Raw genomic sequence first — 21,404 nt, forward strand, 5'->3', positions numbered from 1 at the left:
GACACACAGATGAACGCGATGACGCCCATTGAGGCACGCACCCAGTTCGAGGCGGACCGAGAGGCCCTTGCGGACCTCGGCATCCACCTTGATCACGTCCAGGGCTATGCCACGGCCGAGATCCGCCGCGACTACACGATCGCGATGGACGCCCTGCCGGCCCTCCAGACCGCGGCGACCAGCGCCATCCCGGCGATGCTCACCACCACGATCGACCCGCAGGTGATCCGGGTCCGCTTCACCCCGACCAAGGCCGCCGAGATCTTCGGCGAGCAGAAGAAGGGCGACTGGCTGCAGGACACCGTGATGTTTCCGGTGGTCGAGCACACCGGCGAGGTGTCGAGCTACGGCGACTACGCCAACAACGGCATGGTCGGTGTCAACATGAACTGGCCGCAGCGCCAGAACTACCTCTACCAGACGATCTCCGAGTACGGGGAGCGTGAGCTGGGCCGGGCGGGGCTCGCCGGCATCAACCTCGTCGCCGAGAAGGACGAGGCCGCCGCCAACGTCATGGGGCGGTTCGAGAACAGCATCTACTTCTTCGGCGTCGCGGGCCTGCAGAACTACGGTCTGCTGAACGACCCGGCCCTGCCAGCCTCGCTCACCCCGGCCACCAAGGCGGCCGGCGGCACCGGCTGGCAGACCACCGGCGGCGCGCCGAACGCGACCGCGAACGAGGTCTACAACGACGCCCTCGCCCTGTTCACGCAGCTGGTCGCCCAGACCGGCGGCCTGATCAGCGCCGAAGACGAGATGGTACTGGCCATGTCGCCAAGCTCCGCCGTGGCGCTTGGCTTCATCAACCAGTTCAACCTCAAGGTCCGGGACGCGCTCAAGGCCGAGTTCCCGCGTCTCGAGGTCGTCACCGCGGTGCAGTACGGCAAGCAATCGGCCGCAAACCCGCAGGGCGTCGTCGCCGGCAACATGATGCAGCTGATCGCCAAGACCATCGACGGCCAGCCCACCGGCTACATGGCGTTCTCGGAGAAGATGCGGTCTCACAACCTCGTCACCGAGATGTCCAGCTACAAGAAGAAGTGGTCCGGCGGCGCCTGGGGCGCGGTGATCCGCATCCCCTACGCCGTCGCCTCCATGGTGGGGATCTGACCATGGGCGCGGCGCGTCTTCGGCGAGCGCAGGCGGCCACGGGCAACACCGCGACCGCGGCTCGCGACGTCGTCACCGTGGGCTGCAAGCTCCCGTGCGGCTTCATCATGCGCGAGTTCGCAGCGACCCCGGAGACCGAGCTCGTGATGGGCGGCGGCGCCCGAGAGGTGACCGTGCACCGGCCCACCGGCCAGCAGGTCACGATCCTCGGCACCGGCGCCCGCGCCGGTCTGCCGCCGCCGATCCTGGTCCGCGGGTTCCGGCTGACCCCCGACGTGCCCAAGGCCCTCTGGGATAACTGGCTCGCCGCCAACCGCGACAGCGACATGGTGCGCAACGGCCTCGTCTACGCCTCGCCCCAACAGCGCGACGTCGAGGCGTTCGCTCGCGAGCATGAGAGCGCCCGCACCGGCCTTGAGGGCATCGATCCCGACAACCCGGGCGCCCGCGTCCGGGGCATCCAACGTCTCGAGAAGGCCCGGTAGGAGGGCGCCATGGACGACACGAACCTGATCACCATCGGCTGCAGGCACGCGCCCGGCATCCGGCTCCGGGTGTCCGAGTGGTTCAAGACTCCGGGCCTCGACGAGCCGCAGCTGCGCGAGATCGCGATCTACGACCTCGCCGGCAGCGGGCAGCACAACGGCGAGCCCGGCAACGGCTCGCTCCCGGGCTACACCAAGATCCCGGCCGAGCACTGGGAGAAGTGGAAGGCCCTGAACGGCCATTCCGACCTCTACGCCTCCGGCACCCTGTTCGAGGCCAAGGGCGGCGAGGACGCCCCCGAGGCGCCGCAGCTCACCGCCGAGGAGGAGCGCGAGAAGGCGAACGCCGAGGCCCAGCGGCTGGCGGAGAAGCAGGCGCAGCTGGCAGCCGATGCCGCGGCGCGCGCTGCCGAGGAGGCGCAGGCGGAGGCGGATCGCGCAGCCAAGGCCGCGGCCGAGCAGCAGGCCACGGCCGGCCAGGGCGGCGGCGACGGCGATGAGCCGGCCCCCGACGCCGAGCTCGACAAGCTCAGCGACGACGAGCTCCGCGCCTACCTGCGCGATCGCGGCGTGGTCGTCGATCGGCGCTGGGGTCGCAAGACGCTGATTGTCGAGGCCGAGAAGCTGAAGGCCGCGGCCTGACCATGGGCGCCATCGCCACCTTCGACTTCACGGCGTGGCAGCGGCGCTACCCCGAGTTCGGTGCCGTGACGGAGCCACAGGCGCAGGACTACTTCACCGAAGCGACCCTGTACCTGCGCAACGACGGCACCGGGCCGGTGCGTGAACCGGCGCAGCAGCTGATGCTGCTCAACATGCTGGTCGCGCACATCGCAGCCCTGAACGGGGCGGGCGCGGACGGGCAGGCGCAGGGCGGCATCGTCGGGCGCATCACCAGCGCCACCGAAGGCTCGGTGAGCGTCACGGCGGCCGAGATGCCGAACGAGGGGTCTTTGGCCGCGTGGTTCCAGATGACGCCTTACGGTCTGAATTTCTGGTCGGCTACGGCGAACCTGCGCATGGCCCGCTATGTCCCGGGCCCGCGGCGCGGCTGCACCCACTACGGTCGAGGCGGCTGGTAGCATGGTCACCGTCAAGGGCGGCATGGCGCTCGAGCGGCGCCTGGGCGAGCTCGCCGCGAAGCTCGGGGACAGCCCCACCCTCTCGGTCGGGTTCCTGGAGGGGGCCTCTTATCCCGACGGCACCTCGGTCGCCATGGTGGCCGCGATCGACGAGTTCGGCGCGCCGGCCAACAACCAGCCGCCGCGGCCGTTTTTTCGTTCGATGATCGCTGACAAGTCGTCGGGCTGGCCAACCTCGCTCGCCGCGACGCTCAAAACGACGAACTACGACCCCAAGGCCGCGCTCGGCCTGATGGGCGAGGGCATCAAGGGCCAGCTCCAGCAGAGCATCCTAGACCTGACCTCGCCGCCGCTGAGCCCGAAGACGATCGCGCGGAAGGGCTTCGACAAGCCGCTGATCGACTCGTCGGTAATGATTAACAGCGTGGATTACGTGGTCGAGTGACGATGAACCTGCGCAGCATCGCGAACCGGTATACGTCACGTGTCAACCCGAATGTATCGGCCACGATCAAGCGCTCGACTGGTTACACGACGAGCCCGAGCGGCACCCGTATCCCGACCTATGCCGACTTGCCTGTGCGAGTGCAGGTGCAGACCGCGTCGAACGGAGACATTCAGAAGCTCGAAGCCCTGAACATCCAGGGCGTCCACCGGGTCATCTACATCTCGGCTGAGGTCGAGGCGATGATCCGCGTCGACAAGAAGGGCGGCGATCAGATCGTGTTCGAGGCCGGCGTGATGCCTGAGGACGACCAGGGCACGCGCTGGATCATCTCGGCGGTGCTTGAAGTATGGGGCCACGAGTGGCGCAAGTGCGCCATCACCTTGCAGAATTCCTACACCGCATGATCCCCGTCGCCGTCACCCCGAGCCAGGACGACATCTTCACGGTCCTCCGGGCGGTCCTGCTCCGGCTCGTCCCCGAGGGCGCCGAGGTGGTGCAGGGTCAGGACAACAACGTCACCGCGCCGCAGGCTGCGGACTACGTCGTCATGACGATCCTGCGCCGCGACCGCATCTCGACCAACGTGGTGACCTGGGCCGACTGCACGCTGGTCGGCTCGGCGAGCGGCACGGTCCTGACCGTCGAGCGGGTCACGCACGGCACGCTTGAAGCCGGCCGGCCGCTCTACGGAACCGGCATCAACCCGGACCCCATCATCGTCGCCCTCAACGGCGACGGCACCGCCACCCTCTCGGCGCCCGTCGTGTTCGCCTCCCGCCCTCTCGCCGCCGGCGCTCGCGCGCTGCGCCAAGCCACCCGGGTCGTGATGCAACTCGACGTGCACAGCGACGACCTCTCCCGGGCATCGGACACCGCGCAGGCCATCGCTACGGTGCTGCGCGACCTCTCCGGGGTGGACATGCTGCGTGCGAGCGGCCTGCCGATCACGCCGCTGCACGCCGACGACCCGAAGCAGGTGCCCTTCGTCAACGCCGAGGGCCAGTACGAGTCCCGCTACGTGGTCGAGGCCCACCTGCAGGCCGACCAGACCCTGCTGCTCCCGCAGCAATACGCCGACCGCCTCGATGTGGATCGGATCCCCGTCGACCTGTTCTTCGCTGCCTGAGGAAAACCCATGGCCTCCATCCCGGCGGACCAGATTGTCCGCGTCCTGCCGCAGGTCCTCAACGCCGGCGGCAACCCCCTCGCGTTCAACGGCCTGTTCCTGACCTTGAATCCGCGCGTACCGATCGGGACCGTACTCGACTTCCCGAACGACGGCTCGTCGGTCGAGGACTATTTCGGGCCGGGCTCGCAGGAGGCGGCCTGGGCGGACATCTACTTCCTCGGCTTCGACACCTCGACCCAGAAGCCGGACTCGCTGCTGTTCGCGCGGTTCACCGCCGCGGCGGCACCGGCCTACCTGATCGGCGGCCCGGTCAACACGCTGACCGTCGCCCAGATCCAGGCGATGCAGGGCGACCTGTCGGTGGTGGTCGACGGCTACCCGCACACCGCGTCGGGCCTCAATCTCTCGGGCGCCACCAGCTACTCGGCCGCGGCCGCGCTGATCCAGCAGGCGCTGAATGCCTCGCAGCCGGTCGCCGCCTCGGTCACGGGCGCCATCGCACCCGCCACAGCCGCCATCACGGCGTCGATCGCCGGCAACGTGATGACCGTGAATGCGGTCATGTCCGGTACGCTGGTGCCCGGCGCCGTCCTCACGGGCTCGGGCGTCGCGGCCGGCACCACGGTCACCTCACAGCTTTCCGGCTTGCCCGGCGGCCCCGGCACCTACGCCGTCAGTGCCGCGCAAGTGGTGCCGAACGCCAGCCTCTCGGCAGCCTACGGCGTGCTTACCGTCTCGGCGGTCTCGTCGGGCAGCCTGTCGGTCGGCCAGACCTTGACCGGCGCCGGCGTCTCGGCCGGGACGCGCATCACCGGGCTCGGCACCGGCGCGGGCCTGGCCGGCACCTACTACGTCTCGCCCTCGCAGACGGTCTCTAGCGGCACGCTGACGGCCGCCGCCACGCCGATCGCGGTCAGCTACGACGCGATCTCGGGCGGGCTCCAGATCACCTCCGGCATCACCGGCGGGGCCTCGTCGATCGGCTACGCCGCCGGCTCGCTGGCGGCGTCCCTGATGCTGACCCAGGGCGCGGGTGCGGTGATCTCGCTCGGAGCGGATGCGACCACGCCCGGTGCCTTCATGGAGGGGATCACCGACCTCACCCAGAACTGGGTATCGTTCGCGACGCTGTTCGACCCGGACGGCGGCTCCGGCGCGACCACGCAGAGGATGCTGTTCGCGACCTGGACCAACTCCAAGAACAACCGCTACGCCTACGTGTGCTGGGACCGCGATGCGAGCCCGACCGTCACCCTGCCGGCGACGACCAGCCTGGGCTACCTGCTTCAGCAGTCCGGGCTGTCGGGCACCTGCCTGGTCTACGAGCCGAGTGATCTCGGCCACGCCCCGTTCGTCTGCGGCGCCATCGCATCGATCGATTTCGCGGCACGCAATGGGCGCACCACCCTGGCGTTCCGGCAGCAATCCGGCCTCGTCGCCGGCGTCAGTAATGCGCGGATCGCCTCCAACCTCGCCGGTGATCCGCAGGTCGCGGGGAGCTACGGCAACGGGTACAATTTCTATGGTGCCTACGCGACGGCAAACCAGGGGTTCGTCTTCTTCAACCGGGGCACGATCTCTGGCAAGTTCCAGTGGATCGACAGCTACGTCAATCAGATCCGGCTGAACAACCAGCTCCAGCTGGCAATGATGAACCTGCTCGTCCAGACCAACAGCATTCCGTACAACGTCGAAGGGTATGCCATGGTCGAGGCCGCGTGGCTTGACCCGATCCAAGAGGCGATCAACTTCGGATCGATCCGCGCCGGCATTCCGCTGTCGAACCTCCAGAAGGCGCAGATCAAGAGCCAGGCCGGCCTCGACATCGCCGACACGCTGTTCCAACGCGGCTGGTACGCGCAGATCCTCGACGCCGCGCCGCAGGTCCGCCAGGGCCGCGCCAGCCCGCCGTGCCGGCTCTGGTACATGGACGGTCAGTCCATCCAGGCGCTGACCCTCGCCAGCATCCTCATCCAGTGATCGCCAGATCGTAAGGAGCACGAGACATGTCGATCACGTCCGCCAATGCCGTCCTGATGCTCGGCGTCAACAACGTCTTCTCCTCGCCGCAGCAAATCCAGGGCTTCGCGACCGACGATGCGTTCGATACCGAAGTCCAGGAGATCGGCGAAACGATGATGGGTGTCGACGGCTTCCTGTCCGGCGGCTTCGTCTACACCCCGGTTTCGATGGGCATCACGCTGATGGCCGACTCGCCGAGCACGAATTTCTTCGACTCTTGGGCGAACGCCGAGCGGGTGATCCGTGACAAGTACACGGCGTTCGGCACCATCTTCCTGCAGGGCACCGGCCGGAAGTACGCCATGACGAAGGGGTTCCTGATCTCGGCTCCCGTCTTGCCGGACGCCAAGAAGGTGCTCCAGCCGCGCAAGTTCACGATCCGCTGGGAGCGCGTGCTCCCGGCGCCAGTCTGAGGGCGCGGCGATGGCGCGGCGTGAGACGCGGGTCACCATTCCGTCGACCGACCCGAACAACCGCGACGGCGGCAAGGTCTTCCTGATCCGGGAGATGCCGGCGACGCAGGCCGAGGACTGGGCGATGCGGGCGCTCCTGGCGCTGACCGCGGCCGGCGCCGAGATCCCGGACGACCTCGAGGGGGCCGGCATGGCCGGTCTCGCCGTGATGGGGGTTCAGGCCCTGACCGGCCTGAAGCACGCCGACGTGAAGCCGCTGATGGACGAGATGTTCACCTGCGTGCAGGCCTGCCCGGACCGGCAGAACCCGAACGTGGTCCGGCCGCTGGTCGAGGACGACATCGAGGAGGTCCAGACGCGCCTCTTCCTGCGCAGGGAGATCTTGCAGCTCCACGTGGGTTTTTCGCTGCCCGGCGCCCCGTCGATGTCGACGTCGGAGACGCCGGGCCCGTCCGGGGCTGGAAGAATTACCCGAACCTCTCCCGCACGATAGCGGTCATCGTGTCGTCCGGGCGCGCGACGCTGCACGAGTTGCAAACCGTGTACGGCATCAAGGACGCTCACGATCTGCTCGAAGTGATCCAGATCGACGCGCACAATGAGCGCGCGGCGCAGAAGGAATAGTCCTTAGCGAACCCATTTCAGGGTTTTAGAGCGTTTCGGAAGAACTCACGTCCGAGCGCTCGAAATTTCTCAATTTTATCCTCCAAGGCCGCGTAAGAGCACAAGTCTTCTCCGCAAGACTGGCAGGTAACGGCGTCGTCCGGTTTGGGGTCGTCGGGGACGACCAAAATGGTTGGGCCGCATTTCGGGCACGAAGGTTTCAGGCTGAGTTCCATGTCCGCCTCGCCGATAGGGGTTAAAATCTAATGGTGCTGGTGCTTGACCGTTTCGTCTTCGAAATGGGCCTTGATCCGAAGGACTTCGTCAAGGGCCAGCGCGAGACGGTCACCTCGTTCCGCAAGACCCGCGAGGCCGTGGTCAAGGATGGCCAGGGCATCGAGACGGCAGCCGAGAAGGCGGCGGCCAGCGTCGACCGGCTGTTCCGGAACTTCGTCAAGCTGTTCGCGCTCGTCACCACCGGCCGCAGCCTGTCCGGGTTCGTGTCTGAGGTCACGAACGCCGACGCCGCGCTCGGCCGCCTGGCCACCAGCATCGGCCGGGCGCCGGAGCTGATCTCCGCCATGTCGAAGGCGGTCGAGCGCTCCGGCGGCGATGCGCAGGCCGCGGTCCGGTCATTCCAGTCCTGGTCCGAGCAGGTCGAGCGGATCCGCACGACCGGCGACTCGTCGATCCTGCCGTTCCTGGCCCGGCTCCAGGCTGCCGGCGGCAAGACGATCGACCTCAACAAGAAGAACGTGGATGGCCTGGCCGACCTCGCCGACAACCTGAAGGCGGTGGCCGAGCAGCAGGGTATCGCCAGCGCGACCTACTATGGGAAGAATCTCGGGTTCGACGAAGGCACGATCGCGCTGCTGGTCAAGGGCGGCGCCGCGCTGCGCAAGGCGATCCAGGAGAGCGAAAAGCTCGGCATCGCGACGAGCAAGGACACCGCGGCCGCGCAGGAGCTTCAGACCGCCTACCGCACGCTGACGCAGGAGGTCGAGAGCTTCGGGCGCACGATCCTGACGGCGATCTCCCCGGTGCTGGTGCAGCTCCTGAAGGACGTGCAGGCGGTCGTTCGGGCGATCAAGGAGTGGGTGCAGAGCAACGTCGTCCCGTTCCTGAAGGAATTTGCGAGCCAGATGGGGATCGCCGGGAGCGAGACCCTGACCCTGGTGCGAATCACCGAGGCGCTGTTTGCGCTGTGGCTGGGCTCGAAGGCCATCGCGTTCCTGCGGGTGCTCGGCACGATGCGTCTGCTGCTGACCGGCGGGCGCGTAGCGGCTGGCGGTGCCCTGGCCGGCAGCAGCGGCTTGCTGGGCGCCATCATCGGGGGGCTCGCCGTCGGCGGTACCATTGGCGCCGACAGGAGCACGCCGAACGCCGAGAAGCCTGGCCTGCAGAAGCACTGGGACGACGAGGCGTCCGGCGCTGCGCCCGGTGGGATGTGGGATGCCGTGAAGCGCGGCTGGAACTGGGGCAAGAGGAAACTGTTCGGGGGTGGCGACGCTGGTGCGGCTCCTGGGGCGGCCGGCGGGGGCGCGGGAGCAGCCGCTGGAAGCGGACCCGTTAGCACCCTGCCCATCGCGCCTGGCACCGGAGACGGTCACATCGCCTCCCGCGAGGAGCGAGCAAAGTACATCCGCGAGGCTGCTGTCCGCAACGGCATTGACCCCGATGTTGCGCTTCGCGTCGCGCAGAGTGAGGGCTTCAACAAGTACACGGGCGACCAGGGTCGGTCGCATGGTGACTGGCAGCTGTTCACTGGCGGCGGACTCGGAAACAAGGCCTTGGCCGAAGGAATTGATGTCCGCGATCCGAAGACCTGGAAAGAGCAGACCGATTTCGCGATGCGCGAGGCAGCCAGGGGCGGCTGGAGGCCGTGGCACGGGGCCGCGAAGGCGGGGATTGGCGATTGGCAGGGAATCACGCGGAAGGGGCCGCAGGCTGACGCCCCCGCGCCCGCAGCCCGAAACGATGGTGTCGACGCTCGATTGACGGACATTATCGAGAACGCCAAGAAAAGCCTGCCTGAAGGATACACCGCCAAAATCGTTTCAGGACTACGGCCTGGTGATCGTCGATTTCACGGCCAGGGTCTTGCATCTGATGTGGCGATCTACGACCCGCAAGGACGGAAACTGGGCAACTATCAAGACGCCTCGACATTTCGGCAATACGAACAATTCGCGCAGGCGGCCCGCCGCTACCAGATGCAGAAGTACCCAGAACTGGCCAAGGCCTTGCGATGGGGGGGTTACTTCGGCGGCCCAGCCGGAAAGTACGGCGCGCTGGACACGATGCACTTCGACCTCGGCGGCCACCGCGTGGGCATGGGTGGCGGATCGTGGGCTGAAGGCCTCACCCGTGAGCAGCGACAGATGTTCCCGGGTGCGAACTCGCAGGGCATGGGGCAAGATGCGCCGCGATCACCTTCCGCTCGGTTGTGGCGTGGATCGCCGGCTGCCGTGGCGTCGGTCAACCAAGCGCGTAATGCCCAAGCGGCCCAGATCGGCCGGCAGATGAACGACAATCGGTCGAGCACGACCACGACGAACAGCACCCGCATCGGCAGCGTCACGGTGCAGACGGCGGCGACGGATGCGGGCGGTATCGCGCGGGACATGGAGGAGGCACTGAAGCGGCGGTCGTTTGTCGCGGCGGCTACGACAGGACAGGCTTAGGTTTTAACTACTTGCATCTGTAGTAAGTAGTTATTTTGCGCGTCTTTGCATCTTGTACGGATAAAATATCTGACTCGATAGTAGAATTTATATCCCAAAGCTCTCGAACTCTCTCGGTCAGCCCTTCTCCTGAACAGGTAAAAGTAAGCTCGGTGGGGCTAATAATTTTGCCCCATTGGTTCCTGAAGATTTTTGCAGCCTTGACGCTACGCACGTCGCAGCCCGACTCAAATGCGAGAAAGGATTTTGCTGTTATCTGAACTACCCGATCGTCATCGTTCTGACCAACCCCTCGCCAAGCAGAAGCCGGGCAAGAAGTATAGGTTCCCCACACACCACGAAAACCCAGCGGGATCTCGGACGCAGCCGCAGTCCAAGTTGCAAATGACAGTACGGTGGCGATGGCGGCTCTCATAGTCACTCCTCTATGTGGACAAGTCTGAGGCGTACATATCTGTGCCCTTCCCCGTGAACGTTCCAGATGTCGACGGCGTCCCGCCCGTCACCTTCGCCCCTGGCTCGGGGGGCGACATCATCCTGGCGGCCGCCGACGCGATCGGCATCGGTCCGCTCTTCGGCGGCAACGGCGGCGCTCCGCAGTGGGGTCTCTATCGCCAAGGCCGCTCCGTCGTAGCCTGCGAGAGCGTCCTGGCCTTCGATCACAAGGTGGACTTCGCGGTCTCCGACCACCCCCTGGAGCGCGGCTCCTTCGAGTCCTTCAACAAGGTCGCAATCCCCTTCGACGTCCGGCTGATCTTCACGGCCGGAGGCACCGAGGCTCGCCGCGCGGCGCTGCTCAACTCCCTGCGTGCCATCGCCGGCGACCTGAACCTCTACGACGCGGTCACGCCCGAGACGGTCTACCGGGACGTCAACATCGTGCACCTCGACTACCGCCGCACCGCCCAGGCCGGCGCGGGCCTGCTCATCGTCGCCGTCTGGTGCCAGGAGATCCGCCAGACTTCGCCGAGCACGGGTGGATCGGGATCTTCGACCGCGACGCCGAGCGGTGCGGGCCAGGAGAATGGGGGTACCGTGCAGCCTGCTTCTCCAGGAACGATTAACGACACGAGTTTCGGGGCCAATGGCTTCGCAAGCACCTTCAATCCCAACAGCCCGGGTGCCGCCGGTGTGCCGAACGGCTCGTTCACTACTGCGCCTATCCCTGACACGACCGTTGGCCCCTCAGGCCTTGGCGACTTCCCGACCGCCGGGCTTGGTGATCCGATCGCGTAATCAAGATGCAGATCATCCCCCTGCGGCCCGTGCCGTCCCAGACGGTGATGGCGACGCTCGCCGACCAACTGGCGCAGATCGACGTCTACCAGAAGGCCTACGGGCTGCACCTCGACCTCTACGTGTCCAACGTCCTGCTGCTCGCAGGCGCCCTGTGCCAGGACCGGAACCTCATCGTGCGCAGCCGCTACATCGGCTTCGTCGGCGACCTGTGTTTCGTCGACACGCAGGGCACGGACGACCCGACCTACGAGGGGCTGGGGATCCGGTTCGGGCTGGCTTACATCGAGGCCGGCGAACTCGCAAACAGCCAAATTTCTTGACGAATTTTAACGATTTGTCAGCAGAATGCGCTGGCGTATGACAAATTTGTCACAAGTCATTTGAGAAATGAGACCGCGTAAGGCGCCCGCGACACCGGGGTGCTAGGTTGCAGCTCTCCGATCCTCCGCAAGGAGGTCGGCGGCGGGGCCCAGCCCTGGAAAAGCAAGCCCCGCCGCCCGTTCGCCGCCCTGGTTACCAGCCTGGGCAACTTCCCGATCGATGGAGAGACATCGATGAGCGACAGCACGAATACCCCGTTCCCTGCGGTGCGAGAAGGCGTGATCGGCGCAGGCCTCGTCCAGACCGCCGATGCGCGCGAGCTGCATGCGTGCTTGGGCGTCGGGCGCGACTTCACCACCTGGATCAAGAAGCGCATTGCGCAGTACGGCTTCGCCGAGCACGTCGACTACGTGGTGATCGATTCCCCCAATCGGGGGGACCAATCCGGACGCGGTGGCGACCGCCGGTCTGTCGAATACCACCTGACCCTCGACATGGCGAAGGAGCTCGCCATGGTCGAGAATAACGAGCGCGGCCGGGCCACCCGGCGCTACTTCATTGAGGTCGAGAAGCGAGCCCACGAGGCCGCGGCGATCGACATGAACGCGCTCGGCGGCATGGTGAAGCGCATCGTGGCGCGCCAGCTGTCCGAGGTCGTGCCGGCCCTCGTTCGCGAGCAGGTCGCGACCGGCCACAACGCGGTCATCCAGGGTGTCAGCGCCGGGCAGGTGATCGAGATGGCCGGCGTCACGGCGCGCAAAGGGCTGCGCGGGTTGCCCCGGTGGGTGTCGAGCCGACTCTACCGCTTCCACGCCACCAAGGGCGTCGTCGTGCGGCTCGCCAGCCTCGGCAGCCGGCAGGCCTACGTGTTCGACCCGATGGTCAGCCGCGAGTGGCTGATGGAGGGCGGCAAGGCCGAGATCGAGCAGAAAGTCGCCGAGCGGCGCGGCCAGGGCGTGCTGCGGCTCGTCTGACGCGCGCACTCACACGCAAGGCAGGGGCGGCGATGCCGCCCCGCCCTAGAATTTCTGAGGTCCGATGACCTTCAGCCGCAAGTGCATCGACGTTTCGATCTCGCTCGCCTCCGGCTCCTACGCCGCGGGCGGCAACAAGGCCGACATCAAGGGCCACCGCGTCGTCGCCCTGATCCGCAAGCCCGGCGGTGCCGACATGGCGCAGCTGGAATGCGCGATCTACGGGCTGCCGCTGAGCGTGATGAACCAGCTGACCACGCTGGGCACGCAGTTCAACCTCTTCTCGAAGAACGTCATCACGCTGAAGGCCTACGAGGAAGGGCAGCAGCCGGCGATGGTGTTCGAGGGCAATATCAACGTGGCATTCGCCGACATGCGGGCGATGCCTGAGACTTGCTTGCGGGTGTCGGCACTTGCGGGCCTGTTCGCCGCGGTGAAGCCCGTTGACGTCACGAGTCAAAAGGGGGCGACCGATGTCGCCAAGACCATGGAGCAGATCGCCAAGAAGGCGGAACTGAAGTTCGAGAACAACGGCGTCGACACGAAGATCGTCAACCCCTACTTCCCCGGCTCCGCTCGCCAGCAGGCTCACGAGCTTGCTCGCGCCGCCGGCATCAGCTGGATCATCGACAACGGCACGCTGGCGATCTGGCCTGCCGGCAAGACGCGGAAGGGTCAGTCGGTCGTGATCTCCCCGCAGACGGGGATGGTCGGATACCCGGCCTATACCCAAGCAGGGATCGACGTGACGACGCTGTTCAACCCGGCGATCCAGTACGGTCGGCAGGTCGAGGTGCAGTCCGACCTGAAGCCAGCATGCGGCTCGTGGTCGATCATCAACCTGGATTACGCTCTTGAGGCCGAAGTCCCGAAGGGCAAGTGGTTTACGACGTTGACCCTCAACCGGATCATGGGGCCTTCATCATGAGCGGCGACAGCGACGACAAGGACGTCGCCTCCCAGCTCAGTCTGACGGACGGCAACTCGCTCCTCAACCAGCATCGATACCTGTCTGATCAGGCGCAGGCTCAACACCGCACCCACTTCGTCGGCAAGATCGTCGCGGTGCACGGGGGCGGGCGCGACAGCCCGCCCACGGTCGATGTGCAGCCGCTGGTCAAGCAGATGGACGGGGCCGGCAAGAGCCGGTCGCACGGCACGGTCTACGGCATCCCCGTCACCCGCAACATGTCGGGCGACAGCGTCATCATCAACGACCCGAAGGTGGGCGACGTCGGCACCTTCTCGGTTCTCGACCGCGACCACTCCTCGGCGCAGGCCAACGACTGGGGCGAGGCGAACCCGGGCTCGAAGCGCCGCGGCTCGATGTCGGATGCCGTCTACCACGGCCCGCTCCCGCGCAAGGCTGACAAGCCGAAGCAGTGGATCCATTTCAAGGACGACGGGGTCGAGATCCAGGATCGCAACGGCAACACACTGGTCGGCGGCAAGGATGGCTGGAGCCTGAACGGTGTCGTGATCGACCGTGACGGCGCCATCAAGGCGCCCGGCGAGATCACCGCCAAGGCCAAGGGTAAATCGTCCGTGACGGTTTCCGGCCACAAACACCCCTCGACCGACAAGCCGAGCCCGGGCACCTGATGCGCTCGCTCCTTCTCGACACCGTGACCTGGGACCTTGCCCTCGACACCTCCGGCAGCATCGCCGTCGCGTCGAACCCCTACGCGATGGCGCAGGATGCCGCCTGCGCGATCCGCACCTACCAGGGCGAGGTCTACTACAACACCGCCGACGGCGTGCCCTACCGCGACCAGATCTTGGGGCAGCAGGTCCCGCTCTCCCTGGTGCGCGCCTACCTCGAGGCGGCCGCGCTGACCGTCCCGGGCGTGGTCCAGGCACAGGCCTTCTTCACCCGGTTCGAGGGTCGCCGCTTGTCCGGACAGGTCCAGATCACCGACCGCACAGGCGCCCTCTCCGCCGCGTCCTTCTGACGAGCATCCATGTCAAGCACCGCGATCCCGCGCCCGACCCTCGGGCCGACCGGCTATGTCGCGCCGGCCGAGAGCGCCTTGTATGCGGGCGCCATGGCCGACCTGCAGGCGGCGTTCGGCGGCGGGCTCAACCCGGGCCCGAAAACCCCGCAGGGCCAGTTCGCGACGAGCCTCGCGGCCTTGGTCGGCAACATCAACGACTTGTTCCTGTTCTACGTCTCACAGACGGACCCGGCCTACGCGCAGGGCCGGATGCAGGACGCCATCGGCCGCATCTACTTCCTGGAGCGCCGCCCGGCCCAGCCGACTGTGGTGCAGGCGGTCTGCATCGGGCTTGAGGGCGTCGCGATCCCGGCCGGCGCGCTGGCCCGAGCCGACGACGACAACCTCTACATCTGCCAGCAGAGCGGCACGATCGGGCCCTCGGGCGCCATCACGCTGCCCTTCGCCTGTGCGACGCCCGGCCCGATCGCCTGCCCGGCCGGCAGTCTCTCGACGATCTACCAGGCCATTCCAGGCTGGGACACGATCACGAACCCGCAGGACGGCGTGCTCGGCGCGGCGGTCGAGGGCCGGGCGGATTTCGAGATCCGGCGACGGCAGTCCGTCGCGCTCAACGCCCTGGGCTCGCTGCCGGCAGTGCGCGGCGCGGTGCTGAGCGTGGACGGCGTGCTCGACGCCTTCGTGGTCCAGAACGACTCGAACTTTCCGGCCACGATCGGCGGCTACACCCTCTCCGGCTCCAGCATCTACGTCTCGGTCGCCGGTGGCGAGGCCGACGCGGTCGCCCGCGCGATCTGGACGCGCAAGATGCCGGGCTGTGCCACGAGCGGCAGCACGACCGTCACGGTGCTCGACACCGCCTCCGGCTACAGCCCGCCCTACCCGGCCTACGAGGTGCATTTCGATTTCGCACGGCCCCTGCCAGTCCTGTTCGCGGTCGAGATCAAGAACTCGGCCCTCGTACCGGCCGACGCCACGCAGCAGGTGCGGGCCGCGCTCATCGGCGCATTCGCCGGCGAGGACGGCGGGCCACGTGCCCGGATCGGCGCCGAACTCCTGGCGAGCCGCTACTACGACCCGGTGCAGGCCCTCGGGCCTTGGGCTCGGATCGTGTCGCTGCGCATCGGCGCCTCGACCGCGCCGGCCGCGACCTTCGTGGGGGCGATCGACGGGACTGCCCTGCAGGTTGCCGGCGCGGGGGACGGCGCGCTTGAGGTGGGTCAGACGATCCTCGACGACAACGGCCTGGTGTTGCCGGGATCGCGCGTTGCGTCGTTCGCCACCGGCGCCGGGGGCACCGGGACATACACGCTCACCACGCTCAACCGGGCGATCGCCGGCCGCCGGCTCTACGCGGCGCGCCCTGACCAGTTCCGGGTGCCGGTCGGCATCGACCAAGTCCCGAGCCTGTCGGCCGCCGACATCGTCGTGACGCTGGTATGACCGGGCCCGCCTACCCTCCGGAGCACAACCGGAGCACGGCTCCTGGCGGCCAGCTGCCGGTCACGGAGCAGCTCGACTACTGGACGACCGTCCTCAGCCAGTTCGCCAACAGCCCGATCCTGACCGGGATCATCGGCGGCGGCGCGGCCGCCCTCGACCAGCGGCCCAACTTCGACGACTTCTACCAGCGGATCTGGAACCTCGACACGGCGGAAGGGTACGGCCTCGACGTGTGGGGCCGGATCGTCGGGGTCAACCGCGTTCTCAAGGTCGTGAGCGGTCGGTTCTTCGGGTTCGCCGAGGCGGTGATCCAGGGCGACGGCGCGATCGCCAGCCTCAACGACGCCTTGCTGAGCTTCGGCGACTGCTTGGGCTTCGCGGAGGCTCAACCCGGGTCGAAGTCCTACGGCTACGGCACGTTCCTGCCCGCCTCGCCGCAGCAGCAGGCCACGGCCGAGACGGCGGCGCAGTACGGCCCGTTCTACGACGGCGCAGTCACGACGGAGAACTTCCGGCTCGGCGACGAGGCGTACCGCCGGCTGATCTACGCCAAGGCAGCGGCGAACATCTGCGACGGCTCGATCCCGGCCATCAATGCCATCCTGATGCGGATCTTCGCGGGGCGCGGCAGCGCCTACGTCACCGAGCGGGTGCCGGACCCCTACTTCGGTTTCGCCGAGGCTGCCTCCGTCCGCCCGAACTACGTCCGCGGTCTCAACACGCTCGTCGACTACCCTGGTCCCTACATCGGCTTCGCCGAGGCCCAGCCGGGCGACGAGGGCCTGAACACCGCGCCGCTCTACAGCGGGGCTGCGAACGGCAGTCCGTCGCCCTCGCTCAGCGCCGAGTGCGCGCCGTTCTACGCCGGCCAGGCGAACCCCTACGCGGCCATGACCTACACGTTCGAGTTCGCCCTGACCCCGGTCGAGCTCGCGATCGTCCAGCAGAGCGGCGTCCTGCCGACGCCGACCGGCGTGGCGGCCTCCGTCATCATCCTCCCGAGGTAGCCATGCAGCAGTCCCAGGCCCCCGATAAATTCCCGATCCCGTTCGCGAACGCTGCCGGGTCCGGCTACATCCGATCGATCCCGCAGGCCTCGCAGGTCGGCATCGCCAACGGCGCGGCGTCGCTCGAGACCGGCTTCCCGCCGCTCAACTTCCTGCCGGTCGGGAGCGGAGGCATCCCGCCGTACGGCCAGGACTTGAACGGCCTGTTCAAACAGATCACCCAGTGGTGTCGCTGGCAGGCGGCCGGGGCCCTCAACGTCTGGGACGGGGCCTTCGCTGGCGCGATCGGCGGCTACCCGCGCGGTGCGCTGCTCGCCTCGACCACGCCCGGCCTCGCCTGGATCAGCACCGTCGACAACAACTCGACCAACCCGGACGGCGGCACGGCCGCCAACTGGCGCGCGGTGATGACCGACGCCACCGTGCCCTCGACCGCCCTGGTGCGGGCGGGCAGCGATGTCAGCACCGTTGCCAACCAGATCGTCGTGCAGGACCCCACGCCGGGCCTCAACTCGCTCCAGAACTTCCAGATCTTCGAGATCATTCCGAACGTCGCGATCACCGGCCCGGCGACGGTCAGGCTGGGAAGCTTCGCCGCCGTGCCCCTGAAGCGCAGCGATGGCGGCGACATGCAGGCCGGCGACGGGCCGGCGGGCCAGCCCTTTCTCGCCGTGTATCTCAATGGCGTGATGCGGTGCCTCGGTCTGCGCACTTCGGAAGTCGTCGCCATCATCAACAATAGCATCGCAAACAACGTAACAATCTACAACACGCTATCCCAGGTCATCGGAACTGGTTTTTTCTACTCCAACTTCGGGGCTGTGCCAGACGTCATTCGTGACACGGGGGCCGGTGCAGAGTCGAACACCATCATCGGCGAGGTCAACCTCCCTGCGGGCTACATCAACATCTTCGCCACGACCACCGTGTCGGTTGGGCAGGACGCCCCCACCACGGCTGCCGGCTACCAGGTGAACATCTGGCTGTCCGAGGCCGGCGGATCCTGGCAGCGGCTGGAATGGTCCGAGGCAACCAAGCCCGACGGTCAGATCACGATCCAGCTCAACCGATCGGCGTTCCGCAGCATCGACAAGAGCAAGACTTACCGGATCCGCACGACCATCTGGAAGAACACCGAGACCGGCTCGGCTACCCCGCCGCGGTCTTCGCTGCAAGTTCAGGCTCTGAAGATCTGAGGCTCATCATGGCGCATTACATCAAGGTCGTGGACGGCGTCGTTGCGGTCGAGCAGGGCGGCCCGGATCATCTGTCAAAGGAGGAGATCTGCGGGGCGGACGCGATGCAGTTCGTCAAGGCTCCGCCAGCCGTGCAGGCCGGGTTCGTCCAGCAGAGCGACGGGTCGTTCGCCCCCCCGCCTCCGCCTCCCGCCGTAGCGAACCCGACCATCACGAGCAAGGCGGACCTGTTTCGGCGCTGCACCGATCAGGAAGCGGAGGCGATCGAAGCCGCCCTGGCAGCCCAGCCGGTCCGCAAGAGGCGGCTGTTCGAGACGGCGCAGTACATCTCCTCGGACGACCCCGACTTTGCCGACCTGCGCGCGGCAGCCGTCAAGATGTTCGGCGCCGATCGCGCCGGCGAACTGCTGGCCGCGTCCTGAGGCGTGCGATGCCGACCAGGATCCTCTCGATCCAGCCGCGCCGGCAGGACATCCGGACCTCCGCCTCGGAGGACTGGACCGACGTTTTTCCGCTCTACCAGGCCGGGCCGGCCGCGGTCGTGGCCGGGGCCGGCAACGCCGGGAACGGCGCGCTGACCGTCAGTGCGGTCGGCGCCTACGTCACCATCGGGCCGCACGTGGTCGCGGTCGTCGAGGCCGGAGCCCTCGTGGTGTTCAGCGTGACCGATCCCGCCGGCACGATCTTGGGTCGCGGCCTGGCCGGCACCACTGTTCAGGTCGGGGGGTTGAGCCTGACGCTGAGCCCCGGCAGCCAGCCATTCGCGGCCGGCGACGCATGGGGCGTCCAGCCGTCGGCGCCGCTCATCGACGACACTGGCATCGACTACGTGCTGCAGGTGCGGTCGAGCCAGACGTCGCCGGTGGTGACGCTCGAGGCCACCTCGCAGCCGCCCGGTGGCACGCTGCAGACCCTGAGGCCCGGCGCCGGCACCGGCCTGCCGAGCCTGATCGTCCCCTACACCATGATGAGCCCCGCCCGGTTCCCGCCGGGCCCGTACGTCTACGAATTGCTCGCCCTCGCCGATGGCCGCCGCAAGAGCGCGTACTTCGGCAACCTCGAGCACGTGGACGGCGTGGCCTACCTGCCCTGAGGCATCCATGCCCTTCATCGCGAACGGATCGGCCGGCGAGCCGATCATCTTGCCCGTGTCCGGTCAGCCCGGCCTTACCGGAGCTCCGGGCAAGGACGGCACGGACGGCCAACGGGGCGAGCGCGGCCTGCCAGGCGAGCAAGGCCCTGCCGGCGCCGGCTCGCTCATCAGCCGGACGGCGACGGTGTTCATCCAGCCATGGACCGCGCTCATCTCCGACGGGCAGGCCGGCTGCCGGCCGGCCGATCCGTCCGACCCGAGCCAGCGCCAGCAGGTGATCGCTGTCACGGCAGCGGGCGGCGCTGCCGGGGCGCAGGTGCAGGGCCAGAATGCCGGCGACTTGTTCGGACCCACCAACGGCTTCGTCCCCGGCGCCACGCTGTTCGTCGGCCCGGGTGGCGCACTGGTCCCGACGCCTCCCGACTCCGGCTGGCGTCAGCAGGTCGGCAAGGTCGTTTCGGACGGGCACATCGTCGTCGCCCTCGGCGAGGCGCGGATCATCGCGGCCGACACACCGATGCTCGCGGCGGGCGGCTTTGCGACGCCAGCCTTGCCCACTGACGTGCAGCAGGGCACCGCGGTCAACCGCTACCTCACTCCTGCCCGACTCGCGGACGTCGCGGCACCTGGCAACCCGGTCGGCGACGAGCTGGCCGCGAAGGCCGCCGTCACGGATACGACGAGCACTGCCCCCGGGAGCGCCGCGCCGCGCGTGTACAGCGACAAGGCGGCCGATTTTCCCGCAACGCCCTACGACTACCTGACCAATCCGGCGGATCGCGTCGCTGTCCGGACCGGCGTCAATGCGCCGGACACGGCAGCGGCCATGCAGGCGTGGCTCACCGCGCTGACCAGCTACTCTCCGGCGACGAGCGTCAGCGCGACGATCCCGCCCGGGGAGTGGTCGCTGTCCAAGGTCGCGCGGGCCTACGCCCGAAGCACCGGAGCGTATCGGACGATCACGCTCTACATCGACCCAGGCGCGAAGTTGATCGCAGGCCCGGCGAACTCCTACCGCTACAAGGTGCTTGGACCTTGGGACGTGGCGACCAACCCCACGCTCATCAGCTCGGGCAGCGGCCAGGTCGGTGATGCCTACGTCGTCATCTCGGCGCACGATAGTCTGAACATTGACAGCATCAGAAGCCTGAATGTTGGCGACACCGCTTATCGCGGCGTCAATGGGTGGCAGAAAATACTCGCCAAGCCTAAGTACCGGATGCAATCATGGGACGCTAACACGAACAAAGACGATGCGGGTAACACCGTTCTCATCTCCGGGGTGGGCGAAGAAGGCGACACAATTATCGTCGCTCGCGCCGGTAATACGATCGTCGACGGCGCCGGTGATTGGGGAGTCGGAGATGAGGCCTATTTCTGCTACGGAGCGTGGCGCAAGAAGCGCGTGCGCGGCGGCACCTTCAAAGGGGCATGGGACCCAAATACGCGCCAGCCCGCTCTCAACAACGCCAATGGCAGTGCCGGCGATTGGTACGTCGTCATCAGTGCCGGCACCGCGTTCGGTGGCGTTGATCTTGGAAACGGCAGCTTCACTGGGCTCGGCAACAACGTGTCTTGGCAACCGGGGGACAAGGTGTGGTGTCTTTCTCCTGGCATCTGGCACAAATGCTACGCGTCTCCGACCCCGCAAGGCACGATCACGCCTGATGGAAAGATCACGGAGCGTCGATTTACAACGACAACTGCAGATGGCGCGACCAACAAATACTTCCCACCCGAAGGAAAGACTGATTGGCCATTCGTCGGCAAAGGCGCGTACGGAGACACGTACACGATCACTGAGGATGTGACGATCCCTGGCGTAGGGTCCTTTGTCACGGGGACGCAGGTCTATTTCGGCCCGAACGGCCTGGAGATTATCGCCGCAGACCCCAACTGGAACCGTGGTCTGTTTCATTTGACGTTAGATGAGAAAACGGCGATCTACATTGAGGGGCGGTTCTCCCCGATCAGCCGCATCAACGGCAATGCAACGCCTGAGGTGTCGAACGGCATTGCACTCCGCGTCGACAGTCGCGCCCGTCCGGCCGCCGCAGGATACCTCTTTCAGGGCTCGATGTTCAGTGTAGAGACGTATTCTGAATGTGATCATCCTGACCAGGGGCAAGCACAGGTCAACGGCGGAAACTGGGAAGCTGTCGTACAGACGAACAACATTTTCTTGCCGATTATCCGCAAG

24 protein-coding genes and 1 pseudogene are annotated in these 21,404 nt (G+C 67.0%); 24 read left to right on the plus strand and 1 reads right to left on the minus strand.

Going from position 1 to position 21,404, the window contains the following annotated elements; genetic code table 11:
- The first annotated feature begins 9 nt into the window (after positions 1-9).
- The 12 genes from VQ02_RS19860 (at position 10) to VQ02_RS39340 (ending at position 9,976) form a co-directional block, all read left to right on the plus strand.
- Positions 10-1,110, plus strand: a complete 1,101-nt coding sequence (locus VQ02_RS19860) for a major capsid family protein (protein ID WP_053080455.1) — start codon at positions 10-12, stop codon at positions 1,108-1,110.
- Positions 1,111-1,112: 2 nt separating this feature from the next.
- On the plus strand, positions 1,113-1,595 hold the full coding sequence (locus VQ02_RS34805) for a hypothetical protein (protein ID WP_053080456.1): 483 nt from the start codon (positions 1,113-1,115) through the stop codon (positions 1,593-1,595).
- A gap of 9 nt (positions 1,596-1,604) precedes the next feature.
- Entirely contained in the window at positions 1,605-2,237 is a 633-nt protein-coding gene (locus tag VQ02_RS19870) for a hypothetical protein (RefSeq protein ID WP_048445942.1), read from the plus strand.
- Between the two features lie 2 nt (positions 2,238-2,239).
- Positions 2,240-2,677: a DUF4054 domain-containing protein gene (locus VQ02_RS19875; protein WP_048445943.1), complete on the plus strand. Its 438-nt coding sequence runs from the start codon at positions 2,240-2,242 to the stop codon at positions 2,675-2,677.
- A gap of 1 nt (position 2,678) precedes the next feature.
- A complete protein-coding gene (locus VQ02_RS19880) occupies positions 2,679-3,122 on the plus strand; it encodes a hypothetical protein (protein WP_048445944.1) in 444 nt (147 codons plus the stop codon).
- A gap of 2 nt (positions 3,123-3,124) precedes the next feature.
- A complete protein-coding gene (locus VQ02_RS19885) occupies positions 3,125-3,529 on the plus strand; it encodes a hypothetical protein (protein ID WP_048445945.1) in 405 nt (134 codons plus the stop codon).
- Complete coding sequence (locus VQ02_RS34810; RefSeq protein WP_053080458.1) at positions 3,526-4,251, plus strand: phage neck terminator protein; 726 nt, start codon at positions 3,526-3,528, stop codon at positions 4,249-4,251. The genes VQ02_RS19885 and VQ02_RS34810 overlap by 4 nt, the downstream gene beginning before the upstream one ends.
- 9 nt (positions 4,252-4,260) lie before the next feature.
- Positions 4,261-6,234: a DUF3383 family protein gene (locus VQ02_RS19900; protein WP_053080459.1), complete on the plus strand. Its 1,974-nt coding sequence runs from the start codon at positions 4,261-4,263 to the stop codon at positions 6,232-6,234.
- 26 nt (positions 6,235-6,260) lie between these two features.
- A complete protein-coding gene (locus tag VQ02_RS19905) occupies positions 6,261-6,689 on the plus strand; it encodes a phage tail fiber protein (protein ID WP_048445946.1) in 429 nt (142 codons plus the stop codon).
- 10 nt (positions 6,690-6,699) lie between these two features.
- On the plus strand, positions 6,700-7,182 hold the full coding sequence (locus VQ02_RS19910) for a hypothetical protein (protein ID WP_048445947.1): 483 nt from the start codon (positions 6,700-6,702) through the stop codon (positions 7,180-7,182).
- An 8-nt stretch (positions 7,183-7,190) separates the two neighbouring features.
- Positions 7,191-7,313: a hypothetical protein gene (locus VQ02_RS39795; RefSeq protein WP_280818954.1), complete on the plus strand. Its 123-nt coding sequence runs from the start codon at positions 7,191-7,193 to the stop codon at positions 7,311-7,313.
- A 245-nt stretch (positions 7,314-7,558) separates the two neighbouring features.
- Positions 7,559-9,976, plus strand: a complete 2,418-nt coding sequence (locus VQ02_RS39340) for a phage tail tape measure protein (protein WP_048445948.1) — start codon at positions 7,559-7,561, stop codon at positions 9,974-9,976.
- A 7-nt stretch (positions 9,977-9,983) separates the two neighbouring features.
- On the opposite strand, the gene VQ02_RS37345 is transcribed toward VQ02_RS39340, so the two are convergent.
- Positions 9,984-10,391 (minus strand): hypothetical protein, encoded by a 408-nt coding sequence (locus VQ02_RS37345; RefSeq protein ID WP_157080723.1) that lies wholly within the window; start codon positions 10,389-10,391, stop codon positions 9,984-9,986.
- A gap of 53 nt (positions 10,392-10,444) precedes the next feature.
- Between VQ02_RS37345 and VQ02_RS19920 the strand changes: the two genes are divergently transcribed.
- From VQ02_RS19920 to VQ02_RS19975, 12 genes and pseudogenes are all read left to right on the plus strand, one after another.
- On the plus strand, positions 10,445-11,212 hold the full coding sequence (locus tag VQ02_RS19920) for a hypothetical protein (protein ID WP_048445949.1): 768 nt from the start codon (positions 10,445-10,447) through the stop codon (positions 11,210-11,212).
- Between the two features lie 5 nt (positions 11,213-11,217).
- Positions 11,218-11,535, plus strand: coding sequence for a phage baseplate plug family protein (locus VQ02_RS19925; protein ID WP_048445950.1), 318 nt, complete (start codon positions 11,218-11,220; stop codon positions 11,533-11,535).
- A gap of 234 nt (positions 11,536-11,769) precedes the next feature.
- Complete coding sequence (locus VQ02_RS19930) at positions 11,770-12,510, plus strand: antA/AntB antirepressor family protein (RefSeq protein WP_083469328.1); 741 nt, start codon at positions 11,770-11,772, stop codon at positions 12,508-12,510.
- A 64-nt stretch (positions 12,511-12,574) separates the two neighbouring features.
- Complete coding sequence (locus tag VQ02_RS19935; protein ID WP_048445951.1) at positions 12,575-13,438, plus strand: baseplate hub protein; 864 nt, start codon at positions 12,575-12,577, stop codon at positions 13,436-13,438.
- Positions 13,435-14,112, plus strand: coding sequence for a hypothetical protein (locus tag VQ02_RS34815; protein ID WP_053080461.1), 678 nt, complete (start codon positions 13,435-13,437; stop codon positions 14,110-14,112). Before VQ02_RS19935 ends, VQ02_RS34815 begins: the two co-directional genes overlap by 4 nt.
- Positions 14,112-14,462 carry a contractile injection system sheath initiator gene (locus VQ02_RS19945; protein ID WP_048445952.1) on the plus strand — a complete coding sequence of 117 codons (351 nt, stop codon included), beginning with the start codon at positions 14,112-14,114 and terminating at the stop codon, positions 14,460-14,462. Before VQ02_RS34815 ends, VQ02_RS19945 begins: the two co-directional genes overlap by 1 nt.
- Positions 14,463-14,471: 9 nt before the next feature.
- Positions 14,472-15,908, plus strand: coding sequence for a baseplate J/gp47 family protein (locus tag VQ02_RS19950; protein ID WP_048445953.1), 1,437 nt, complete (start codon positions 14,472-14,474; stop codon positions 15,906-15,908).
- On the plus strand, positions 15,905-16,915 hold the full coding sequence (locus VQ02_RS19955; protein ID WP_053080462.1) for a baseplate wedge 1 family protein: 1,011 nt from the start codon (positions 15,905-15,907) through the stop codon (positions 16,913-16,915). Before VQ02_RS19950 ends, VQ02_RS19955 begins: the two co-directional genes overlap by 4 nt.
- A 2-nt stretch (positions 16,916-16,917) precedes the next feature.
- Positions 16,918-18,111: a hypothetical protein gene (locus VQ02_RS19960; protein ID WP_048445954.1), complete on the plus strand. Its 1,194-nt coding sequence runs from the start codon at positions 16,918-16,920 to the stop codon at positions 18,109-18,111.
- Positions 18,112-18,119: 8 nt separating this feature from the next.
- Positions 18,120-18,533 (plus strand): hypothetical protein, encoded by a 414-nt coding sequence (locus VQ02_RS19965; protein WP_048445955.1) that lies wholly within the window; start codon positions 18,120-18,122, stop codon positions 18,531-18,533.
- 8 nt (positions 18,534-18,541) lie between these two features.
- Positions 18,542-19,204 carry a hypothetical protein gene (locus VQ02_RS19970; RefSeq protein WP_048445956.1) on the plus strand — a complete coding sequence of 221 codons (663 nt, stop codon included), beginning with the start codon at positions 18,542-18,544 and terminating at the stop codon, positions 19,202-19,204.
- Positions 19,205-19,211: 7 nt separating this feature from the next.
- Positions 19,212-21,404: pseudogene (locus VQ02_RS19975) on the plus strand (collagen-like protein); the annotation flags it as partial.

The sequence above is a fragment of the Methylobacterium variabile genome, assembly GCF_001043975.1.
GTDB classification, from domain to species: Bacteria; Pseudomonadota; Alphaproteobacteria; order Rhizobiales; family Beijerinckiaceae; genus Methylobacterium; species Methylobacterium variabile.

Bases quoted from the DNA above. Each gene is read 5' to 3' on its own strand.
- VQ02_RS19860 (WP_053080455.1), top strand. From the start codon at position 10: ATGAACGCGATGACGCCCATTGAGGCACGCACCCAGTTCGAGGCGGAC.
- VQ02_RS34805 (WP_053080456.1), top strand. From the start codon at position 1,113: ATGGGCGCGGCGCGTCTTCGGCGAGCGCAGGCGGCCACGGGCAACACC.
- VQ02_RS19870 (WP_048445942.1), top strand. From the start codon at position 1,605: ATGGACGACACGAACCTGATCACCATCGGCTGCAGGCACGCGCCCGGC.
- VQ02_RS19875 (WP_048445943.1), top strand. From the start codon at position 2,240: ATGGGCGCCATCGCCACCTTCGACTTCACGGCGTGGCAGCGGCGCTAC.
- VQ02_RS19880 (WP_048445944.1), top strand. From the start codon at position 2,679: ATGGTCACCGTCAAGGGCGGCATGGCGCTCGAGCGGCGCCTGGGCGAG.
- VQ02_RS19885 (WP_048445945.1), top strand. From the start codon at position 3,125: ATGAACCTGCGCAGCATCGCGAACCGGTATACGTCACGTGTCAACCCG.
- VQ02_RS34810 (WP_053080458.1), top strand. From the start codon at position 3,526: ATGATCCCCGTCGCCGTCACCCCGAGCCAGGACGACATCTTCACGGTC.
- VQ02_RS19900 (WP_053080459.1), top strand. From the start codon at position 4,261: ATGGCCTCCATCCCGGCGGACCAGATTGTCCGCGTCCTGCCGCAGGTC.
- VQ02_RS19905 (WP_048445946.1), top strand. From the start codon at position 6,261: ATGTCGATCACGTCCGCCAATGCCGTCCTGATGCTCGGCGTCAACAAC.
- VQ02_RS19910 (WP_048445947.1), top strand. From the start codon at position 6,700: ATGGCGCGGCGTGAGACGCGGGTCACCATTCCGTCGACCGACCCGAAC.
- VQ02_RS39340 (WP_048445948.1), top strand. From the start codon at position 7,559: ATGGTGCTGGTGCTTGACCGTTTCGTCTTCGAAATGGGCCTTGATCCG.
- VQ02_RS37345 (WP_157080723.1), bottom strand. From the start codon at position 10,391: ATGAGAGCCGCCATCGCCACCGTACTGTCATTTGCAACTTGGACTGCG.
- VQ02_RS19925 (WP_048445950.1), top strand. From the start codon at position 11,218: ATGCAGATCATCCCCCTGCGGCCCGTGCCGTCCCAGACGGTGATGGCG.
- VQ02_RS19930 (WP_083469328.1), top strand. From the start codon at position 11,770: ATGAGCGACAGCACGAATACCCCGTTCCCTGCGGTGCGAGAAGGCGTG.
- VQ02_RS19935 (WP_048445951.1), top strand. From the start codon at position 12,575: ATGACCTTCAGCCGCAAGTGCATCGACGTTTCGATCTCGCTCGCCTCC.
- VQ02_RS34815 (WP_053080461.1), top strand. From the start codon at position 13,435: ATGAGCGGCGACAGCGACGACAAGGACGTCGCCTCCCAGCTCAGTCTG.
- VQ02_RS19945 (WP_048445952.1), top strand. From the start codon at position 14,112: ATGCGCTCGCTCCTTCTCGACACCGTGACCTGGGACCTTGCCCTCGAC.
- VQ02_RS19950 (WP_048445953.1), top strand. From the start codon at position 14,472: ATGTCAAGCACCGCGATCCCGCGCCCGACCCTCGGGCCGACCGGCTAT.
- VQ02_RS19955 (WP_053080462.1), top strand. From the start codon at position 15,905: ATGACCGGGCCCGCCTACCCTCCGGAGCACAACCGGAGCACGGCTCCT.
- VQ02_RS19960 (WP_048445954.1), top strand. From the start codon at position 16,918: ATGCAGCAGTCCCAGGCCCCCGATAAATTCCCGATCCCGTTCGCGAAC.
- VQ02_RS19965 (WP_048445955.1), top strand. From the start codon at position 18,120: ATGGCGCATTACATCAAGGTCGTGGACGGCGTCGTTGCGGTCGAGCAG.
- VQ02_RS19970 (WP_048445956.1), top strand. From the start codon at position 18,542: ATGCCGACCAGGATCCTCTCGATCCAGCCGCGCCGGCAGGACATCCGG.